At 46.9% G+C, this 18,611-nt stretch carries 15 protein-coding genes; 4 read left to right on the plus strand and 11 right to left on the minus strand.

Features of this window, described 5'->3' with window-relative positions; all coding sequences use genetic code 11:
- Positions 1-4 precede the first annotated feature (4 nt).
- The gene (gene trhO / locus FS628_RS19705; protein ID WP_124116691.1) at positions 5-892 is read right to left on the minus strand and encodes an oxygen-dependent tRNA uridine(34) hydroxylase TrhO; all 888 of its coding nucleotides are present in this window, start codon (positions 890-892) and stop codon (positions 5-7) included.
- Between the two features lie 415 nt (positions 893-1,307).
- Between trhO and FS628_RS19710 the strand changes: the two genes are divergently transcribed.
- Positions 1,308-4,940 (plus strand): InlB B-repeat-containing protein, encoded by a 3,633-nt coding sequence (locus FS628_RS19710; protein WP_186327885.1) that lies wholly within the window; start codon positions 1,308-1,310, stop codon positions 4,938-4,940.
- Between the two features lie 51 nt (positions 4,941-4,991).
- On the opposite strand, the gene FS628_RS19715 is transcribed toward FS628_RS19710, so the two are convergent.
- Genes FS628_RS19715 through FS628_RS19725 form a run of 3 tightly spaced genes read right to left on the minus strand, consistent with a single transcriptional unit; the run spans position 4,992 to position 8,380 of the window.
- Complete coding sequence (locus tag FS628_RS19715; protein ID WP_145324750.1) at positions 4,992-6,098, minus strand: TolB family protein; 1,107 nt, start codon at positions 6,096-6,098, stop codon at positions 4,992-4,994.
- Positions 6,099-6,158: 60 nt separating this feature from the next.
- A complete protein-coding gene (locus FS628_RS19720; RefSeq protein WP_145324751.1) occupies positions 6,159-7,673 on the minus strand; it encodes a sensor histidine kinase in 1,515 nt (504 codons plus the stop codon).
- A complete protein-coding gene (locus FS628_RS19725; protein ID WP_145324752.1) occupies positions 7,670-8,380 on the minus strand; it encodes a response regulator transcription factor in 711 nt (236 codons plus the stop codon). Before FS628_RS19725 ends, FS628_RS19720 begins: the two co-directional genes overlap by 4 nt.
- A gap of 391 nt (positions 8,381-8,771) precedes the next feature.
- Here FS628_RS19725 and FS628_RS19730 point away from each other — a divergent pair, with 391 nt between their 5' ends.
- The 3 genes from FS628_RS19730 (at position 8,772) to FS628_RS19740 (ending at position 9,989) form a co-directional block, all read left to right on the plus strand.
- Complete coding sequence (locus tag FS628_RS19730; protein ID WP_100528243.1) at positions 8,772-9,101, plus strand: hypothetical protein; 330 nt, start codon at positions 8,772-8,774, stop codon at positions 9,099-9,101.
- 180 nt (positions 9,102-9,281) lie between these two features.
- Positions 9,282-9,704, plus strand: a complete 423-nt coding sequence (locus FS628_RS19735; protein WP_145324753.1) for a sigma-70 family RNA polymerase sigma factor — start codon at positions 9,282-9,284, stop codon at positions 9,702-9,704.
- An 84-nt stretch (positions 9,705-9,788) separates the two neighbouring features.
- Positions 9,789-9,989 carry a helix-turn-helix domain-containing protein gene (locus FS628_RS19740; protein ID WP_145324754.1) on the plus strand — a complete coding sequence of 67 codons (201 nt, stop codon included), beginning with the start codon at positions 9,789-9,791 and terminating at the stop codon, positions 9,987-9,989.
- 81 nt (positions 9,990-10,070) lie between these two features.
- Here the strand turns inward: FS628_RS19740 and FS628_RS19745 are convergent, their stop codons facing one another.
- From FS628_RS19745 to FS628_RS19775, 7 genes are all read right to left on the minus strand, one after another.
- Positions 10,071-10,967 carry a helix-turn-helix transcriptional regulator gene (locus tag FS628_RS19745; RefSeq protein ID WP_145324755.1) on the minus strand — a complete coding sequence of 299 codons (897 nt, stop codon included), beginning with the start codon at positions 10,965-10,967 and terminating at the stop codon, positions 10,071-10,073.
- Between the two features lie 178 nt (positions 10,968-11,145).
- Positions 11,146-12,555 carry an MATE family efflux transporter gene (locus tag FS628_RS19750; RefSeq protein ID WP_145324756.1) on the minus strand — a complete coding sequence of 470 codons (1,410 nt, stop codon included), beginning with the start codon at positions 12,553-12,555 and terminating at the stop codon, positions 11,146-11,148.
- A 236-nt stretch (positions 12,556-12,791) separates the two neighbouring features.
- A complete protein-coding gene (locus FS628_RS19755) occupies positions 12,792-13,655 on the minus strand; it encodes a carbohydrate ABC transporter permease (RefSeq protein WP_145325012.1) in 864 nt (287 codons plus the stop codon).
- A 54-nt stretch (positions 13,656-13,709) separates the two neighbouring features.
- A complete protein-coding gene (locus tag FS628_RS19760; protein WP_036606643.1) occupies positions 13,710-14,591 on the minus strand; it encodes a carbohydrate ABC transporter permease in 882 nt (293 codons plus the stop codon).
- Positions 14,592-14,629: 38 nt separating this feature from the next.
- On the minus strand, positions 14,630-15,949 hold the full coding sequence (locus FS628_RS19765; RefSeq protein ID WP_145324757.1) for an extracellular solute-binding protein: 1,320 nt from the start codon (positions 15,947-15,949) through the stop codon (positions 14,630-14,632).
- Between the two features lie 120 nt (positions 15,950-16,069).
- Positions 16,070-16,858: a response regulator transcription factor gene (locus FS628_RS19770; RefSeq protein ID WP_145324758.1), complete on the minus strand. Its 789-nt coding sequence runs from the start codon at positions 16,856-16,858 to the stop codon at positions 16,070-16,072.
- Complete coding sequence (locus FS628_RS19775; RefSeq protein ID WP_145324759.1) at positions 16,848-18,608, minus strand: sensor histidine kinase; 1,761 nt, start codon at positions 18,606-18,608, stop codon at positions 16,848-16,850. Before FS628_RS19775 ends, FS628_RS19770 begins: the two co-directional genes overlap by 11 nt.
- Positions 18,609-18,611 lie beyond the last annotated feature (3 nt).

Below are 18,611 nucleotides of genomic sequence, written 5' to 3' on the forward strand. Positions count from 1 at the left end.
CTGCTTATGCGTGTACCGGTGCTGCCTCCCGGCAAGCATCCGAGCAAAAGCGGTTATGCGTCTCTTCGCAATCCTCACAGCTTACATGCTGCAGGTTGCAGGTTGGACAATTAATATATCGGTCATGTGTCGTTCCACAGTGATAACAGCTTGCAATGACGATATCTTCTTCTGTCCGGTTAATCGGTACAGAGATCCGCTCGTCAAACACGTAACACTTGCCATCGAACAGATGGCCTTGTACTTCCGGATCTTTACCGTACGTGACAATACCACCGTCCAGTTGAGCCACGTCCTGGAATCCTTCATTGATCATGAACCCGGTCAGCTTCTCGCAGCGAATGCCGCCAGTGCAGTAGGTAATGATCGTTTTGTCCTTCATGTCACCCAGGTTCTCCCGAATCCACTCCGGAAACTCACGGAACGATTCGACATCTGGACGAATGGCCCCGCGGAAATGACCGATTTCGTATTCGTAGTCATTGCGACCATCGATAACGATGACGTCATCACGTTGCAGATGTTCATGGAACTCTTTCGGTGAAAGGCGTTTGCCGCTAATCACATTCGGATCAAGATCTTCGTCCACGCGGAACGTAACCAGCTCTGCTTTGTGACGAACAAAGATCTTTTTGAACGCATGCTCTTCCACATCATCAATCTTGAACACCATGTCGCTGAACAGCGGGTTGGCATGCATGTCTTTCATATACTGTTCTGTCTGTTCAGGCGTTCCGGATACGGTGCCGTTAATGCCTTCGGATGCGATCAGAATACGGCCTTTCACACCCAGGTCCTTACAGTATTGCAGATGCTCTTGTGTAAACGTCTCAGGGTCTTCAATCTTCACGAACTTATAATATAAAAGCACGCGGTACGCGCTGTTACACATGTATATCACCTGTTCCTATTCCATGTTGTTATTAGCCGGATCATTCGGCAAGACGACTACGTTGCACCCTTACTGTTAAAAAGAAAATAAACAGCCGCCCGAAACATCGTCTCGAACTGCTGCCTGACATTCGACTTTTATTCCTGCATTCTAGTTTATCGGAACCGGAATAGCTTAGTCAATATAAATGTATAGAAAGGGATGAAAGTTATGGAACATTTCAACCATAAATGATTTGTCTCTGGAAAATCCAAAAAAATATTTCGAATTTGAACTAAAATCATATTCATTTTTGCTTTCATATCCATTAAACTATGCTCATCATTATATGGCTTACCTCTATGAATTAGGAAAGTACAGTGGACGGGAATAACCATAACGTAACATATTTAAATGGAAAATGGGGAATGAGATCATGCGTCTAACACTATTAAAAAAAGTAAGCATCCTATGGTTAGTATTCCTGATCGGACTAAGCGGTCTATGGAATAATCCCAACATTATACAGCAAGCCCATGCCGCGGCCGCAGAGCCCTATCTTGGTGAGATCAGATTATTCCCTTACAGTGCGGTCCCTACAGGATGGATGCCCGCCAGAGGACAGACGCTCTCTTTAAGCCAAAATACAGCTCTCTACTCGTTGCTAGGCAATAAATATGGCGGTGACGGAAAATCAACATTTGCCCTACCTGACCTTACCCATACTGCGCCTGAAGGAATGGGCTATTACATATCCATGATTGGCACATTCCCTTCCCGTGACCCAGATACTCTGTATACCCAAAATGCTGTGTTAGGCGAGGTTCGCCTATTTCCATATTTCTTCTCTCCTACGGGTTGGTTATCTGCTGATGGGCAGAGCGTTAATAAATCCGTATATTCGGATCTATATGAAATGATTGGTACAACCTACGGATCAGACAAACCGGATGAATTCAAGCTGCCTAAATTCCCAGAGATTAATGGGGTGCATTACGCTATATTTACAAAACCAACCAACCATGCAGAGAATGGTACAGGTAACGAGTTCATTGGCGAGATCATTCCCATGCTCATTAATCTCTCGACGAACAATTGGATATTAGCTAATGGTACGACACTCCCCACCAACGATAACCAACCCTTATTCAGCCTATTGGGCACCAAGTTTGGCGGCAATGGTTCGACCGAATTTAAAGTACCTAATTTGAACAGCAGCCAATCCGACCTGGTTTATTATGTTGCTAACGCAGGAGCGTTCCCCAGCTTGGACGGTGGGCAGCTTCCGGAAGCAATCGAAGACACCTATACCACGAACCAAAGCTCCACTTTGGCCGAGTCTGCGCCAGGCGTACTTTCCAATGATAGCGATGCTTCTACCGCTATTTTGAAAAGTGGGCCGATGAACGGAACATTGGTAATGAACCCCAACGGGGCATTTACTTATACTCCGAACACCAATTATGTGGGAAGCGACAGCTTTACCTATAGCGCCAACAATCAATGGGGTACAAGTATACCGGTGTTAGTAACCATAACGATTGGGCAAACCACCCCTCCCATCGTCAACGGCGTATCTGACGGTGGAATATATAATCAAACGGTAACACCTGCATTTAATAGTGGTACCGCACTTCTGAATGACGCTGTATTCACGAGCGGCACTGAAGTTACGGCTGATGGCGTTTATACACTGGTGGTCACCAACAGTATTGGCAGTACAACCGTGCATTTTTCCATTGATACGGCAGCTCCTGTTGTATCGGGTGTCACCGATAATGGAAAATACAATGAACGCCCAACAATCACCTTTAATGAAGGAACAGCCACTTTGAACGGTTCACCCTTCAGCAGCGGAGGAACGGTTCAATCTGAAGGAGAATATGCACTGATTGTTACCGATAGTGCGGGCAATACCACAACTCTGCATTTCAGCTTTTATACGCCGCGAACGATCAGCTTTAATAGTAACGGCGGTTCTGAAGTAACAGAACAAACGGTGTCTTACGGTGACAAGGTTATTGTTCCAGCAGTTCCAACTAAAGCAGGATACATCTTTGCTGGATGGTATACCGATTCAGGTCTGAGTCAGGCTTTTGATTTTGACAATACCACCGTTACCGCTGATATCACTCTGTATGCGAAATGGACGGTCAACTCCTATACTGTTAATTTCGATCCTAATGGTGGGTCAGTCGTTGCGGATCAGACGGTCCCATACGGTGAGTTGGTGACAGCTCCTGACGTTCCAACCAAAGCAGGGTACACCTTCGGTGGATGGTATACCGATTCAGGATTGAGTAAGGCTTTCGATTTTGACAATACCACCGTTACCGCTGATATCACACTGTATGCGAAATGGACGGTCAACTCCTATACTGTTAACTTCGAGTCTAATGGTGGGTCAGTCGTTGCGGATCAGTCAATTCAACATGGTGACTTGGCGGCTGCACCTGATACTCCAACCAAAGCTGGACACACCTTTGCTGGATGGTTTACCGATTCAGGATTGAGTCAGGCTTTTGATTTCGACAATACCACCGTAACCAATGATCTCACTTTATATGCGAAATGGACGGTCAATTCCTATACCGTTAACTTCGAAACTAGTGGTGGTACAGTCGTTCCTGAACAGACTGTTCAGTATGGTGAGTTGGCGGCAGCTCCTGATGATCCAATCAAAGCAGGACACACTTTCGCTGGCTGGTATACTGAGCCTGAATGGAGTACGCCATTTGACCTGAATACTAGATCGATTGTCCAGGACACCACATTGTATGCAAAATGGGCACCAAACACATATAAGGTAACGTTCAATACACTTGGAGGATCAGCAGTATCCGATGCAGCTGTTGAATACGGAAAGAAACTTTCAGCACCTGCTTCGCCAAGCCGTTCCGGCTATACGTTTGCAGGCTGGTATGCAGACCCCGAGTTGAAGACTCCATTCAACTTTGCTCAAACAGAGATTACAGCCGATCTGATCTTATATGCCAAATGGAGTGTTAATTCCACGCCACCATCAGGTGGTAGTGATGGTAACAGCAGCGGCGGCGGCTCTGGTAACCAGAATAACAACGGTTCGAGCAGTACCCCTTCGTCGCCTAATACCATAACCCATTCTTCCACGAATGGACGTTTAACACTTGTAGCGGGGCAGGCCGGGCAATTAAGTTTGGGTAAGGACATTATGGTATCCATCCCTGCCGGCGCGATGAATCAGGAACTCAAGGTCACCATTGAACAGATTGCAGATCCTTCTGCTTTGCTGACCCATCAGGTCCAACTGCTCAGCCCGGTATATGAACTGCTCAAGAACGCTCCTCAAAACTTCACTGTGCCCGTAACCTTATCACTGACATTTGATCCATCAAAGTTGCAGAGCAATCAGCGGGCTGAACTATTTTACTTTGATGAACAAGATAAGGTTTGGCTATCCGCTGGTGAACCTACTGTGGAAGGCAAGCGCATTCGGGTGGGCGTAGATCATTTTACCAAGTTCGCCGTGTTGGCGGTTGATCAGCCCAAAGAGCCAGCAGACATTTCGTTTCATGATGTCGAAGGTCACTGGGCGAAAGAAGTCATCCAGCAGGCTGCTCTTCAAGGTATCGTGAAAGGGTATATCGATGGGTCCTTCAAGCCTAATGCATCCGTTACACGTGCAGAATTTACAGTGATGCTAATGAATACACTGAATACAGAATACACAGAAGCGGCAATATCTTTTACCGATCAGGCAAAAATAGGAGCTTGGGCGCAGTCTGCTGTAGCTCGTGCCGTGCAAGCAGGGTTTATTCAGGGAGACACTGAGGGAGCTTTCCGCCCCAATGATGCTGTAACCCGTGCTGAGATGGCTGTCCTGGTAGCCGGTGCGCTTCAATTAAAAGCGATAACTGGCACAAGCTCAACCTTTGCAGACGACGCACAGATTCCGCTTTGGGCCAAAGCAGCTGTCGCTGGCATGCAAAAAGCCGGGATGCTGCACGGTAAAGGGCTCAATACCTTTGCTCCAAGTGATAAAACCACGCGTGCAGAAGCGGTCAAACTACTGTTGAACGCAAAAAATTAGTGTATATATCTAAAAGCCTGTTCCTTCCGGGAACAGGCTTTTCTGATTGTTTTATTCCGAGATCGTAATGACCGAGGTTACAAAGTGATACGATTCATTCTCCAATATCGCCTGCGATAACAGAATCTTATTGCCTTCCGGGCTCCAGGCGAGTGGGTCAGAAGCATTGTCCATATCCGCCGAGATCTGGAACTGTTCTGCCGACTCCGTGTTGGAGACGAACAGTCCTTTCTCACTGTCATTCTCGGAATTGATCGTATATGCAATCTTGGAATCGTCACCTGACCAGCTCGTGCCGAATATCTGTGTGCCTCTGGCGAGCGTGGCCTTCTCATTGCCTTCCAGATCGGTGAGCACCAGCGCCCGTTTGGTATCCGCCGTTCTTTTCACAATCGCAAGCCTTGTTCCATCATTAGAAGGGATGACCCACTCCACGCTTTTCAACACCTGTTTCACTTCACCCGTCTTCGCATCGTATGCATTCAACTGACCGTCTTCGCCCGTAATATAATAGATCGTACCGTTTGAAACCTCGATGCTCCGTACATTGAAATTACCCGTCTCCACCAGCACCTTCGTTGTACCCTCCACACTTGCCGAGATGAGATCACCCTTCATATTGGGAAAAACAACATGTTCATTATCCAGCCACGCGCCTTCTTGGATAAATCCGTCCTCCTTGCCAGCAGGGGTTGTCTCCCCATTATGCAGGTTCAGGAAGTAGCCTTTGCCCGTATTTCCCTCCGGCTCCCGGTAGAACAGGTACTGACCATCCGGTGACACCAGCGGTGCACCCAGATTGGCTTCACTTTCCTTGAGCGGCGTGTCTGTACCTTTGGCCAGATCATACATATATAAGTTATGCGGGTATCTTTCCTGGCCTTCAACCGTGACTGGTTTCAAGGACTTGTTCTCCTTGTCGGATACAATCCAATCATCACTAAGCCATGTAATCCCGCGCATATTCGGCAGCTTATCAATTTTCTCCAGCTTGAAGCTCTGGTACACAGACGTGTTGGTATTATCTTTCACTATAATATCGGTGCCCGTTTTCCCACCTTGTGCGTTGCCCCCCAGCTCCGTCGTTCCCCCGCATGCTGCTGTCGTTAGCAGGGCAATGGCCCCGAACGTGCCCAAAGCTGCTTGTTTCCAATTCATGATGGTCCCCCCTGGTTTCTCTTGCTATAGACCAAGCATACACATCGCATACTTCCAAAGTTATTCAGACTTGTTTCGAACTTGTAAACTTGCATCAGCCAAAGGAAATATGAGCTGGAATGTCACACCTTCCCCATCTTCTGGATCGCCCGGATTACTTGGTAGCAAGGTGATTGTACCGCCCTGTTTTTCAACAAACTGCTTCACGAGAGATAGCCCCAGTCCGGTTCCGCCTGTTTTTCTGGCTCTGTCTTTGTTCACGGTGTAAAAGGGTTCAAAAATCTTCTCCTGCGCCTCTGCAGGAATCGGCGTACCCGAGTTATAGATGCGAATGACCGCTTGACGCTCCTGCATCCGCAGTTCACTCTTCACCCGGATCACACCATCCGGAACGTTATATTTGATGGCATTATCCAGCATGTTGATGAAAATATGCATAAGACTCTCCCGGTCGCTGCGGATCACCGCCGGTTCAAGATCCAGTTCCATGTTCAGCGCAAACTTCTCCGCTTTCCCACGCATCCGGCCACAGGCATCTGCCAACAGAGCGCTGACCTCGACATCTTCGGCCTGGTTCTCGAAGTCGTACTTCTCCAGGGCAGATAAATGTAAGACTTTCTCGACCATCTCGTACAACCGCTCGGTTTCTTTGCCAATGTTATTCGTAGCATCATCGAGCAGTTGCGGATCGTCCTTATACATGTCCAATAGGTCCACATAAGCTTTGATCGATGTCAGCGGTGTCTTGAACTCATGGCTGATGTTACCGATATATTGTTTCTGCTGCTGTTCCAGCGCCTGAAGTTTCTCAATCGCCAGTTGCAGCTTCTGCTGCTCCGCATGCATGGCTGTGATATTTTGCTGAATGGATGTACTCATATAATAGATGCCCTGCCCCAGCTCGCCCAACTCATCCTTGCGCTTTAAAGGAGACTCCGTAATGTAGTTCCCTTCGCGAATGGAATCTGCAGACTTTTTCAGCCGGGTAATCGCGACAGCAAACCGATTGTAGAACAGATACCCCAGAATGAAGCTCAGCGCCACAACCGCAATCCCTGCCCAAATAAATAGTTGAAGGATACGGGCATAAAAATCTTGGTAACTCTGGACCGGATACTGTATCCACACGGCACCCATCTGCCCATCCGGACCGTCCAATGGCGCGGCGTAGAGCAGGGTGTCCCCTTGTTCATGATAGGCAATTTTATTTTGCAGTGCATAGTTCAGCGTCTCCTGAACAATCGCACTCTCCCCGGAGCTGATCGATGAACCGACTTGTTGGCCTTTCATATCATATAACGCTATCGGCAATCCAGTGGAGTTGGCCAGTTCCTGCGCAAGCCTGCGGCCGTTTTGTTGTAAAAAGGCTTCCTGTTCCAGATGAACAGATTCGGTATAGTAGGACTGTCTTACGTTCAGATTGACCAGCCGTGTCTGCTGGGACAGAATACCCTCGATCTGTGACTGCTGATTGCGTTCAATACCTCGCAGTACAAGTGAACTGAGCACCACCACCGTCAGGATGAGCAATGCCGCCAGAAAAACACTGAATTTCAGCTTGATGCTGACTCTCATACGGCCCCGCCCGATTCAGGCGCAGCAGCTTTGTAGCCAATCCCGTATACGGTCTGCAATTTTTGCTGATCCGTATCTCCGATTTTTTTGCGCAAACGCTGAATATGAATGTCCACGGTTCGGGTTCCACCCGCATACTCCATCCCCCATACCCGATCCAGCAATTCGTCTCGTGTGTACACCCGCTCAGGATTGGACATGAGAATGGTCAGCAGATCGAACTCCTTTGGTGTCAGATCCAGTTTTTCCTCATTCACGGTCACCGTGCGGTGAGCAACATGAATACGCAGTTCGCCATTTACGATAGCTTGGTTCTTCGAATCTTCAGGGGGTGGACTGCTCTTCTCGACACGGCGCATGAGCGCTTTCACCCTTGCGAGCAGTTCACGGATCTCGAATGGTTTGGTCATGTAATCATCGGCGCCCATTTCCAGGCCGACGATCTTGTCTACGATATCATTTTTGACGGTCAGCAAAATAATGCCGATATCCTCCCGGTCCTCCAGTCTGCGACAGACACCGTATCCATCGAGTCTCGGCATCATCACATCCAGAATCATAACCTGCGGATGAAAAGATGCGACCTTGACCAAAGCTTCTTCACCGTCACTCGCGGTCTCTACTTCATATCCTTCGCGCCGTAGCGCGTAAGCAATGGCACTGACGATGCTTGATTCGTCATCTACCACGAGCACCTTTTTATTCATGGAATTCATCCTCTTTATCTATGTCATGAGTTGGTTCATGGGTCTATGTTAACAAGGTCCGTGCGAATTGGCTATGAAGGACTCAAGGGTTTAAAAAAAGCGTGTATCCTCTCAGCTTCGCTCGGCTCTACTTTCTTTATACCTCAAACATGAAAAGGACATTGAAAACCTTATGAAGTAAACTCCGATAAATGCTGACTCATATAGTTCAACTTTAATTTTCCTGCTTGGTAGAGACTGCAACGCGACAAATTACTGTGGAACTGTTATCTGATAAATAAAATATTTATTGTGGTTGTTTTTTTTCGAATTCGCATCTCTTTATCTTATTACAAGGCCGCTCTTATCCGGAAAGAACGTTCTTGAAATTAAATATTAAGGGGAGATATTAATGGCAGAAGCAGTATGTACCACTTATGGAGCAAGTCATAGAATGTATTTACAGGGGGCAGCTTATGTTGCAGATAGTACTGGCAAGCTTTTAACTAAACAGTTTCCTGGACATAGCGGATTCTTCAAATGTAAGTGTGGTGATCGATTTGTTGCAGAAGGTGCACCAGAATCCGGTGCGGTAATTGGCAACTATGTTACACAAGGAGGTATCCTTGCAGCAGAATCCAAACAGGGCGTTGCTGCAGTTAAAGTTAATACTAGTATGATTAGAAACACTACTGCTCGCACTCTTTCAGGGTTCACATTTTATAATTCCAACCCAAATTAGTAGTGATTATTTCAATAAAAAAGGTAACTCATCTAAATGATGGGTTACCTTTTTTTATTTATAATTAATGTATTTAATTCCTAAATTATCAAGCATTTTTTTACAGAAAAAGTGTATAATAAGACAAGAACATATGTTCCTAGTTTGTTGTACACACTTCATTTAAAAGGAGGAAAATTTATGGTTGACACAAAAGGTTTACAGAATAGTATGAAAGCTGAGCTCGAGAAAAAATTTGTTAGTTACATATCAACTCTCCTACACTTCAACTCAATAAACTTTGATAAAAAAATTCGAAAACATCAAGATAGGTTTGCCTTAATCATGGATGATGTTGAAGAAAGTGATTTAAATCATACGAATGATGAGTTGTTTAAGCACGAATTATATGGATTAGAAAACCAGATTAGTGACCCCAATTTATACAAACTTTTTTTGAAACTATCGCATCGCGAAAAGAAGATATTAAACCTCTCTTATGGTAGAGAGGAGAGAGATATAGAAATTGCTCAAAAGTTGGGCGTAAGCCAACAAAGTGTTTCAAAATCAAGAAAAAATGCATTGAATAAATTACGAAAGTTTCTTTACTCAGAGGAAAGCTAATTATTAACTCATACACCTTATCCAATCTTTGCACAATCACTAGACTCTAATCACAGCATTAAAAAAATTAATAGGAGGTAAATAATGAATAATTCATATGAGATGTACGATCTACTGACTGAGGCAAGATCAGGGAGTCAGACTGCAGTTCTGGAAATTATCCAAAAGTTCGAGCCAAAAATCAAAAAATCTCTTCGTCAGACAAACAATCAAAACAGGGAAGACTTAAGACAAGAACTAATTACTAAATTCCTTGAAGTTCTATACTCCTATGAGATTAAATAATCTATTGGATTTTAATCGTATCTCAGGTTCAATTTTATTTATATACAGTTCATAATCATTATGAACTGTATATAAATATGCTTATTCCTCAAAGGACAGATTCAGCGGCTCGTCCGACATCTCGTACTCTGTCTCCATATGTGTCAGCGGTGTGTTCAGATCAACCTCTTCGAAGCGGAAGCTGTCGACCCACACTTCTCCTTTACCGTTCAAAATAACCCCAAATGAAATGACCGCGCTACCTTCCGGCACATCGAGCACAATGTTGTACTGATTCCATGGCTGCGTACCCGTAATCGGCCGATCATGCATGTTATCAAATTGAAGTACATCATGGACGTTATTATCCACACGCATCCATAATCCGCAGAACGCGTCCACACGCTCGGTCTTCACAAATCCCGATAACTTCATTCGCTTACCCACATACTTGTCCGCCCTGAACTGCTGCATCATCGTTGCAAACTCGTTAGGCTCCATCGGCTTAACGGCCTTCAAATATCCTGAAGCTTTCCCCTGATGCACTTCGGCAGGATCAATACCCATCTCATAATTCTGCGGGTGACTTCCGGTTAACATCCAGCCTGTAATCGTTGACGTCTGATTCATCTGTAATTCTCCTCCTCTGGTTCTTCCTTCGAATAATTTCAGATCGAACAATTTGCGAAAACGTCCTGGTGGCATGCCATATAATTTGCGGAATGCGCGGGTGAAGGCTTCCTGACTCTCAAATCCACATGCTAGGGAAATGTCTAGAATGCCTGCATCCGTGGTTCGCAGGGCCGTGGACGCCAGACTCATCCGGCGATTGCGGATATAATCCACGACGGTCATGCCAACCTCATTACGGAAAATCCGGTGATAGTGATAAGGCGACAACAACGCCTCCGATGCCACTTCTTCCAGCCCGATCTCCTCATACAGATGGGTCTCAATATAGAACAAACTTTGCTGAATCATTGCACGGTAACGGCTCAACTGAAGTAAAGCCCCCTTCCATATCCTTACTATACGTGAACGATGTCATCGCCGTTTTGATCATTTTTGCTAACTTGGATTCAATTGGCCTCTGCCATAAACGCAAAAAAGAGCCAATCACGGATTATTTCCTTTCCGTCATTGACTCTCCTTTTATTTATTCGTACACCATTCTTCCTCAGACAGCCGGTACTGGCTGTGCACCCGACTCTTCTTCATCATGCTCCACCAGTTCATGTTTCTCCCAGGCTCTGCTCTTCCAGCGGAAGTACATAATGACCGCTCGGGTCCACTCATCTGCCGCAATGGCAAGCCACACACCAGCAAGCCCCAGATGAAGCTGGAATATAAGAAGGTACCCCAGTGGCAGACTCATGCAGACCATGGAGATCAGACCCATGTATACCGGGAACTTTGCATCTCCTGCCGCACGCAGGGAACCAATAATCACAATATTGCAGGTACGCCCGGTTTCGAGCAAAAGACTGAGTAGAATCACTTGAGCCCCCAGCTTGATAATTTCCGGATTATCCGTAAATATGCTCATCAGCGGCACACGGAACAGAATGATGATCACATCAATGATGACCGTAGCCAGAAGCGCCCATTTTACACTGTCAAAAACACGTTTGTACGCATCGTCTTTGCGCCGCGCACCCACAAGCCGGCCTACAATGATGGATGTCCCCATACCAATCGCCATGCTGAACAAGTAGATATAGCTGGAGATATTACCCGCATACTGCTTGGTTGCCATGGCTTCTGCGCCCAGATAGGTCACATACAGCGTGAACACGAGCTGGCAGGAATGATATACCATCGATTCCATCGCAGACGGAATGCCAATCCGCAGAATTTTGCCAATAAAATGTTTGGACAATTTAATGTAGTATTCGAAATCCACCCGCACCTCGCTCACACGATACAACAACCAGAAGAATATCAGCAGGCAGATAAAACGACTTCCCACCGTGGAGATGGCTGCCCCTTCCACCCCAAGCTTCGGCAGACCGAAGTGACCAAAGATCAATGCATAGTTACCAACCACGTGAATCACGTTCATGAATACAGCGACGTACATCGTTTCTTTGGTATAACCATGTGTACGGATGGTCGCAGCCAGTGCATTAATGAGTGCCTGGAGGAAGATCCCGCCCCCGACGATATTTATATACGAACGGGCAAAATCATAAATTTCGCCTTGAATGTTCAGGAGTGATAACAGATGTCCTCCGAACAGAAGGAAGATTCCGCTCAGGACCAGCCCCACAATAAGGTTCAGTGTAATGGCATTACCTGTAACCTGTGCTGCTTCACTTAGCTTTTTCGATCCAATATATTGTGCCACTACAATCGCAGCACCATGACCAATGACTTCCAGTACAAGTATAGCGATAGAAATAATCTGGTTGGCTGCACCAACGCCGGAGACCGCGTTATCGGACACCGAGCTGAGCATGAGCGTATCTACGCTCCCCATCAACATAAATAAGAAGAGTTCCAAGAAAATAGGCCATGTCAGCCGAATCAGATTCAGATCCTTGGCATCAGACCGAAGGGACTCTTTGGTTGAGGATATTGCTGTCATTTTCTCACCTTTCCCATGTGGGCTTTAATTCTTAGGGTATGTTAGCACAGGTGGTTTGAAAATGCAGTAGTTTTGCGAAAATAGTTGAAAGTTTTTTGTAATACCATAAATAGGGATTTTCAATGTTTTCATCAAGCCCATCTTCCGTACACTTACCAAAGGTTTCAGAAGACAAAAAGGGACCCTTCCAACTTGCCTTTGAAGCAAGTAATGGAAGGACCCTAACCCTCAACCTTTTAACCTTTAACCGAACCCGCAGCAATTCCCTCCACGATTCGATTACTCAGAATGAGAAAAGCAATCAGGATTGGCATAATGCTGATCATCAGCGTCGCACCAATGGCTCCCCAATCCGTTGTATATTGACCGATAAAGTTCTGCACCCCAACGGTCAGGGTCTTATACGCATCTGTACTGATGAACGTATTGACGAAGATGAATTCATTCCAGTTATAGATCATGTTGATGATCGCCGTTGTGGAGATGACCGAAGACGTCATCGGCAGCACAATCCGGAAGAAAATCCGATGCACGGAGCAACCATCCATCACGGCGGCTTCTTCCACTTCCCGAGGGAGCGCGTAGTAGAATCCGAGTAGAATCATAATGGTAATTGGCATATTAAATGCAATATAGGACAGGATGACTGACAAAGGATGATCCGTTAGATGAAGCTTCAGGAACAAGCTGAACAGCGGGATCAACGTGGAGTGTACCGGAATCATCAGACCTACCATGAATAACCCCAGCACCAGTGAACGACCCTTCCAGCGCATACGTGTAATGGCAAAGGTCACCAGACTGGCAAACAGCACAGTGAACACCACCGAGACCACTGTGATCCATACACTGTTGAAGAAGTATAGGCTGATATTGCCTTCAGTCCATACCTTGACATAGTTCTCCCAACGCGGCGTAGCAGGAAGGGAAAAAGGCGCCATGTCGAATACTTCCTGATTATTTTTAAGCGAGAATAACAGCAACCATACCAAGGGCAGAATTTGCAGCACAGCTACCAGGGACAAGAGGAAATATAGTAGAACATAGCCGAATCTTCTCAACCATGCCGAACCTCGGCCTGTCCCCGGGTAAGTTGGCAATCTAACGGCCGTATCCGTCTTCACCGGGATGGACCTCCTTTCATTTCACTTATGTCAGGAATACTGAATCGTATCTTTGGATGCTGTCGCTTTTCGAAGCAACCAGGTAACGAGCAGACAGATCAAGAGCAGGAAGAAACCTACAGCACTGCCGTAACCAAAGTCGAAGCTGCGGAACGCCTGACGATACATATAGGAGGCCATCACTTCGCTGGAACCATTCGGTCCGCCATCGGTCATCACGTAGATGAGATCGAAATACTTGAGCGAGCCCACCACAGCGAGCACCACGGTCACCTTGATGACTTCTGTAATTAGCGGCAGCTTGATTCGAAAAGCGATCTGCCACGGACTTGCCCCGTCAATCCGGGCTGCTTCCACCAAGGATTCCGGGATATTTTTGAGCGCCGCATAATAGATCAAAATATAGAAGCCCGCATACTGCCACAGAATTGGCACGAACAGTGCATACAACACCAGGGATGGCTCCGCCAGCCAGGCTGGTGGATTGCTAAATCCGATCGCTTCAAGGAATGTATTCAGCACCCCGTTGCTGGGATGATATATTTTCAGCCATAGCTGGGCGATAGCTACGGAAGACAACAGCATCGGGATCAGGTATATTTTTCGAAACAAGTTCGCGCCCTTGATCTTGCCCGACAGCACCAGAGCAATCATGAGATAACCAATCAGGCTCAGCGCGGAGAACAAAGCAAGTAAAAAGGTATGATTCGCACTCTGCCAGAATGTTCCGTCTTGAAGCAATCTGGCGTAATTATCCAATCCAATAAAGGTCATTGCACCGATCCCGTCCCATTGCATCAAACCATAATATCCGGTGAGCACGATTGGGATGTAGACCAAGACCAGCAGCAGAAGCAGTGCAGGAAGCACGTACAACGCAGCAACGAGACGGTTGGACATGACTTTGTCCATCACATTATCCTCCCTTCAAGCGTTCAAGCGTGTGTACGTCAATTGCCTTTATCAATCGCAGCCTGATGATTCTTCACAAAGTCCTCTGGTGTCACCGCTTTGCCAAACAACGCCTGAATCATGTCCAGATGTGCCTGAGCGGCTGCCGGTCTCATCTGCACGTCTGCAAAGAGTGTGAGGCTGCTGGCCTGATTCAATTCGTTCAGCAGGTCCGTGTAGAGCTGTGGCAACTGCACTTGAGCCGTATCCACTTTGGTAGCCGGGATGACACCTGCTTCAGTCACCGAGCTCTCGCCCCATTTTTCCACAAAGTATTGCACGAACTTCTGCGCTTCTTCCTTCACTTTGGAGTTCTGGGCCACGAACAGTCCTACGCCTGGACCACCTACCCAGCTGTTAATGTCACTCTTGCCGCCTTCAATCGTCGGGAATTTGAAAAATCCGATCTTATCCTTGAATTCCTGTGGAATGTCCGGGTTGGTTGTGAAGTTCGGCAGTTCCCAGGTACCCATCAGGTACATGGCAGCTTTTTCGTTCATGAATTCCGATTTGCCCTCATCGTTAGACAATCCGTTGAAGCCTTTGTTGAAAGCATTCATATCCACCAGCTTTTGTACCTCGGCAGCAGCTTGAGTCAGAGCCGGATCGTCAAACTTGCCAGAGCCACTGATGGCCTTTTCCAATGCATCTCCACCTAACCGATTCGCCAGATACATATACCAGAGCGAGCCCGTCCAGCGGTCTTTATTACCCAGTGCGATCGGTACTTCACCGTTCTCTGTCAGTGTCTTCAGCACACTCAGGAATTCATCGTACGTTGCTGGCGGCTGTAGATTATATTTGGCAAAAATGGCCTTGTTATAATAAATGGGGGAGATATTCAGCTCAATGGGTAACGCATATGTTTTGCCGTCTATCGCATAGGCTTCGGTTGTGCCGGCTATGAATTTCTCGCCTAGCGAGCCGCTCAGCAGATCATCCACCGGTGCGAACAGATTGCCTTTCACATAAGGCTCCAGAAATCCAGCAGCCCAAGTTACACCAATATCAGGAAGCTCATTGGATGCGGACAGGATTTTCAGTTTGTTCTTGTATTGTTCATTCTCCAGCACTTCCTGCTTAATGGTCACATTCGGATGATCCGTCTGATACTGCTGAATGATATCGTTGACCAGTTTGTTCTGTTGTGCGGAACTTCCTGCTGGCCAGAGGTGCATGAATTTGAGGGTCACTTTTCCATCTGTACCATTGCCGCCCGTTTCACCCTCTTGATCAGAACTTGAATTGTTGCATCCGGATAAAATTACTGCGAGAACCAGCGTCCATGACAGAAGCATGGCCATCGTCTTTTTGCTCATCATCCCAACCCCCTTGGTTTTTTCGGTTAATGTAACCGCTTTAACCAAATTGTAGCACGCACCCAACACACCCATAAGACTAGGACGATTTGGAAAAACTCCACTTTTTTGAGGTAATTGTTACCTTGTATTATTGAGGGAATGACGATATTTGCTTGGACTGAGCCCCTCCAGACTTTTAAATACCTTGATAAAATACTTATCCGTCTGATAACCGACCTGTTCCGCAATCTCCGAGATCGGCATAGTCGTCTGCACAAGCAACTCCTTGGCACGCTGAATGCGTTTGCGGGTAAGATACTCACTGAAATTGATTCCGATCTGCTCCTTGAACAATACGCTGAAGTAACTGGAGTTTAGATGAAGTAAATCAGCAATATCACGCATGGTCACATGTTCACCCAGATGAGTCTCCACATAAGCCAAAGCTTCACTGATCTGGCTATTAAGCCTCTGTTCCCCGCGCTCCTTGGCATCCAGAAGCTTGGGGTCAACCATTTCCTGCATTGTTTGAATGCGTCGCTGTTGTTCGCTGAACTTTAGGGCTTTTTCGACGGTCTGAAGCAACTGTTCCTTATCAATGGGTTTCAACATATACTCCACGACCCCCAGCTTAATAGCCTGCTGGGCGTACTGAAAATCGGCATGCCCTGACATAATCAGGACAACAGGCTTGTTCGAAAAATGCTGAATGGCTTCAATCAGAGACAAGCCTGAGAACTCCGGCATGCGAACATCCGTTATTAACAGATCTGCCGGCTTTTTCTTGAGCCATTCCACGGCCTCGACGCCACTTTCTGCAGTCTGAATGTGATTTCGTCCTGCCGACCATCCTTCCAGTGTTTTGCGAATACCCTCTCTTGTACGTGGCTCATCATCAACGACAAGAATCGTTTTGTCATGAATCATATGCACCCTCCGTTCCCTTGGGAATCTCAAAGCAAATGACGGTCCCTTCCCCAACCTTGCTCGTAATAGAAAGCTTGCAACGTTCGCCGAGTTGGCTGCCAAAGTAAAGCTTCAACCGCCGATGTACGTTGATCAGACCTACGCCTGTACCCTTATTGGATACAGCGGGACCGCCATGTAAGGCATGAATGACAGATTGAAGCCGGGATTCATCCATCCCGGGACCATCATCCCGAACCTCAATGCGAACCAGATTCTCCTCGGTCGAAGCCACATGGACGATTATCTTTCCCGGGCCCAGTTTACTTTCAATCCCATGAAGAATCGCATTTTCGACCAAAGGCTGTATGAGCAGTTTCGGAATTGGGACCTTACGCACCGCATCGCTTAGCTGAATCTCCCATTGCATTCTTTCTCCCAACCGCATCTGCATAATTCGAAGATAACGCTCGGCGTGTTCCAGCTCATCGGCCATCGTAACCCATTCATCCTGCTGGGAACTGGAGATAATGTAGCGAAACAACCGGGACATCGCTACGACCATACGTGCCATCTCCTCGTCTCCCTTCTCCTCAAGGGACCAATAGAACGCTTCCAGTGTATTGAATAGAAAATGTGGGTTAATCTGAGATTGCAATGCCTTTAATTCAGCCCGGGACTGCATGACTTCCTTCTCATGAACCACTCGGGTTAATTCGTTCTGCCTGTAGACCATCTGGTTATACACGTCGTTGAGTTCATTGATCTCCATCGTAGAACTGACCATCAGATTGGGCTTCATCGCTCCCGGCTGTGCACCGCGCATGGCTCGCATTAGCCGGATTAACGGACGTGTAATCATCGTGGATAGAAAGAACGACATGACGAGGAACAGAATAACACCTATCATTCCCGAGACGAGCAGCGCTGTCCTCAAGATGGACACACCTTCCGTTGTCTCCCGCAGCGGTGTCAGGACAGCAAGTGTCCATCCGGTTAATTCAGACTTTTGTCGAACGACGATATAGGATTCCTCTCCGTTCTGGACGACAGATCCACTGTACAGAATGGCTTTTGGGTCGAGATTAATCTTCGGATCGGAAGTCACCACCTCCCCTTCTGCGTCCAAGAGCATGATGGAGTCCTGCGAACCATCTGCCCCATTCGAATCATTGAGTTGAAAAAAACTCCGCTGCATCCGCACCACAACATAACCTCCATGTTCGAAAGAATGATCCAGCAGATTAATCCTTCGAATCGCCAGAAGCACTCCCGGATCTTCCGGATCAGAGCCTGCCCACACCATCCTGCCTTTTCCTACGTCCGCTTGGGTGATCCAGCTACGCTCCACCCTGAGATCGAGGGATCGGTCATCCATCGGAAAAATACGATTATAACCCGTAGTGTATATCTCCATACTTTGCGCGCCATTGATGAAAGATTGATAACTACCTGCGATCTGCAAAAGAGCTTGACGCTGATTAAAGGTGGCCGGTTTGCCTTGCTTCTCATCGCTGAGCAGACGCTGTACATATGAATCATCCGCCACCTGGGCTGTCAGGGAGTTCACCTGTGCAATGAGTGCATCCATTCTGCCACTGGCTTGGACTGCGGTTTGATGGATATGTTTCTCGGCATTGCTTTTCAGTAGAGCAGCTACCCGATCATAGGCAGATATGCCTGCGAGCAGCAGAACAACGAGCATCACCATAACGAAACCAATGAAGATCTGATTGCGAAGTGAGTTAAAATGTCCTTTTTTCCCCTGCAACTT

Origin of the sequence: Paenibacillus xylanexedens, assembly GCF_007676705.1 — a bacterium.
GTDB classification, from domain to species: Bacteria; Bacillota; Bacilli; order Paenibacillales; family Paenibacillaceae; genus Paenibacillus; species Paenibacillus xylanexedens_C.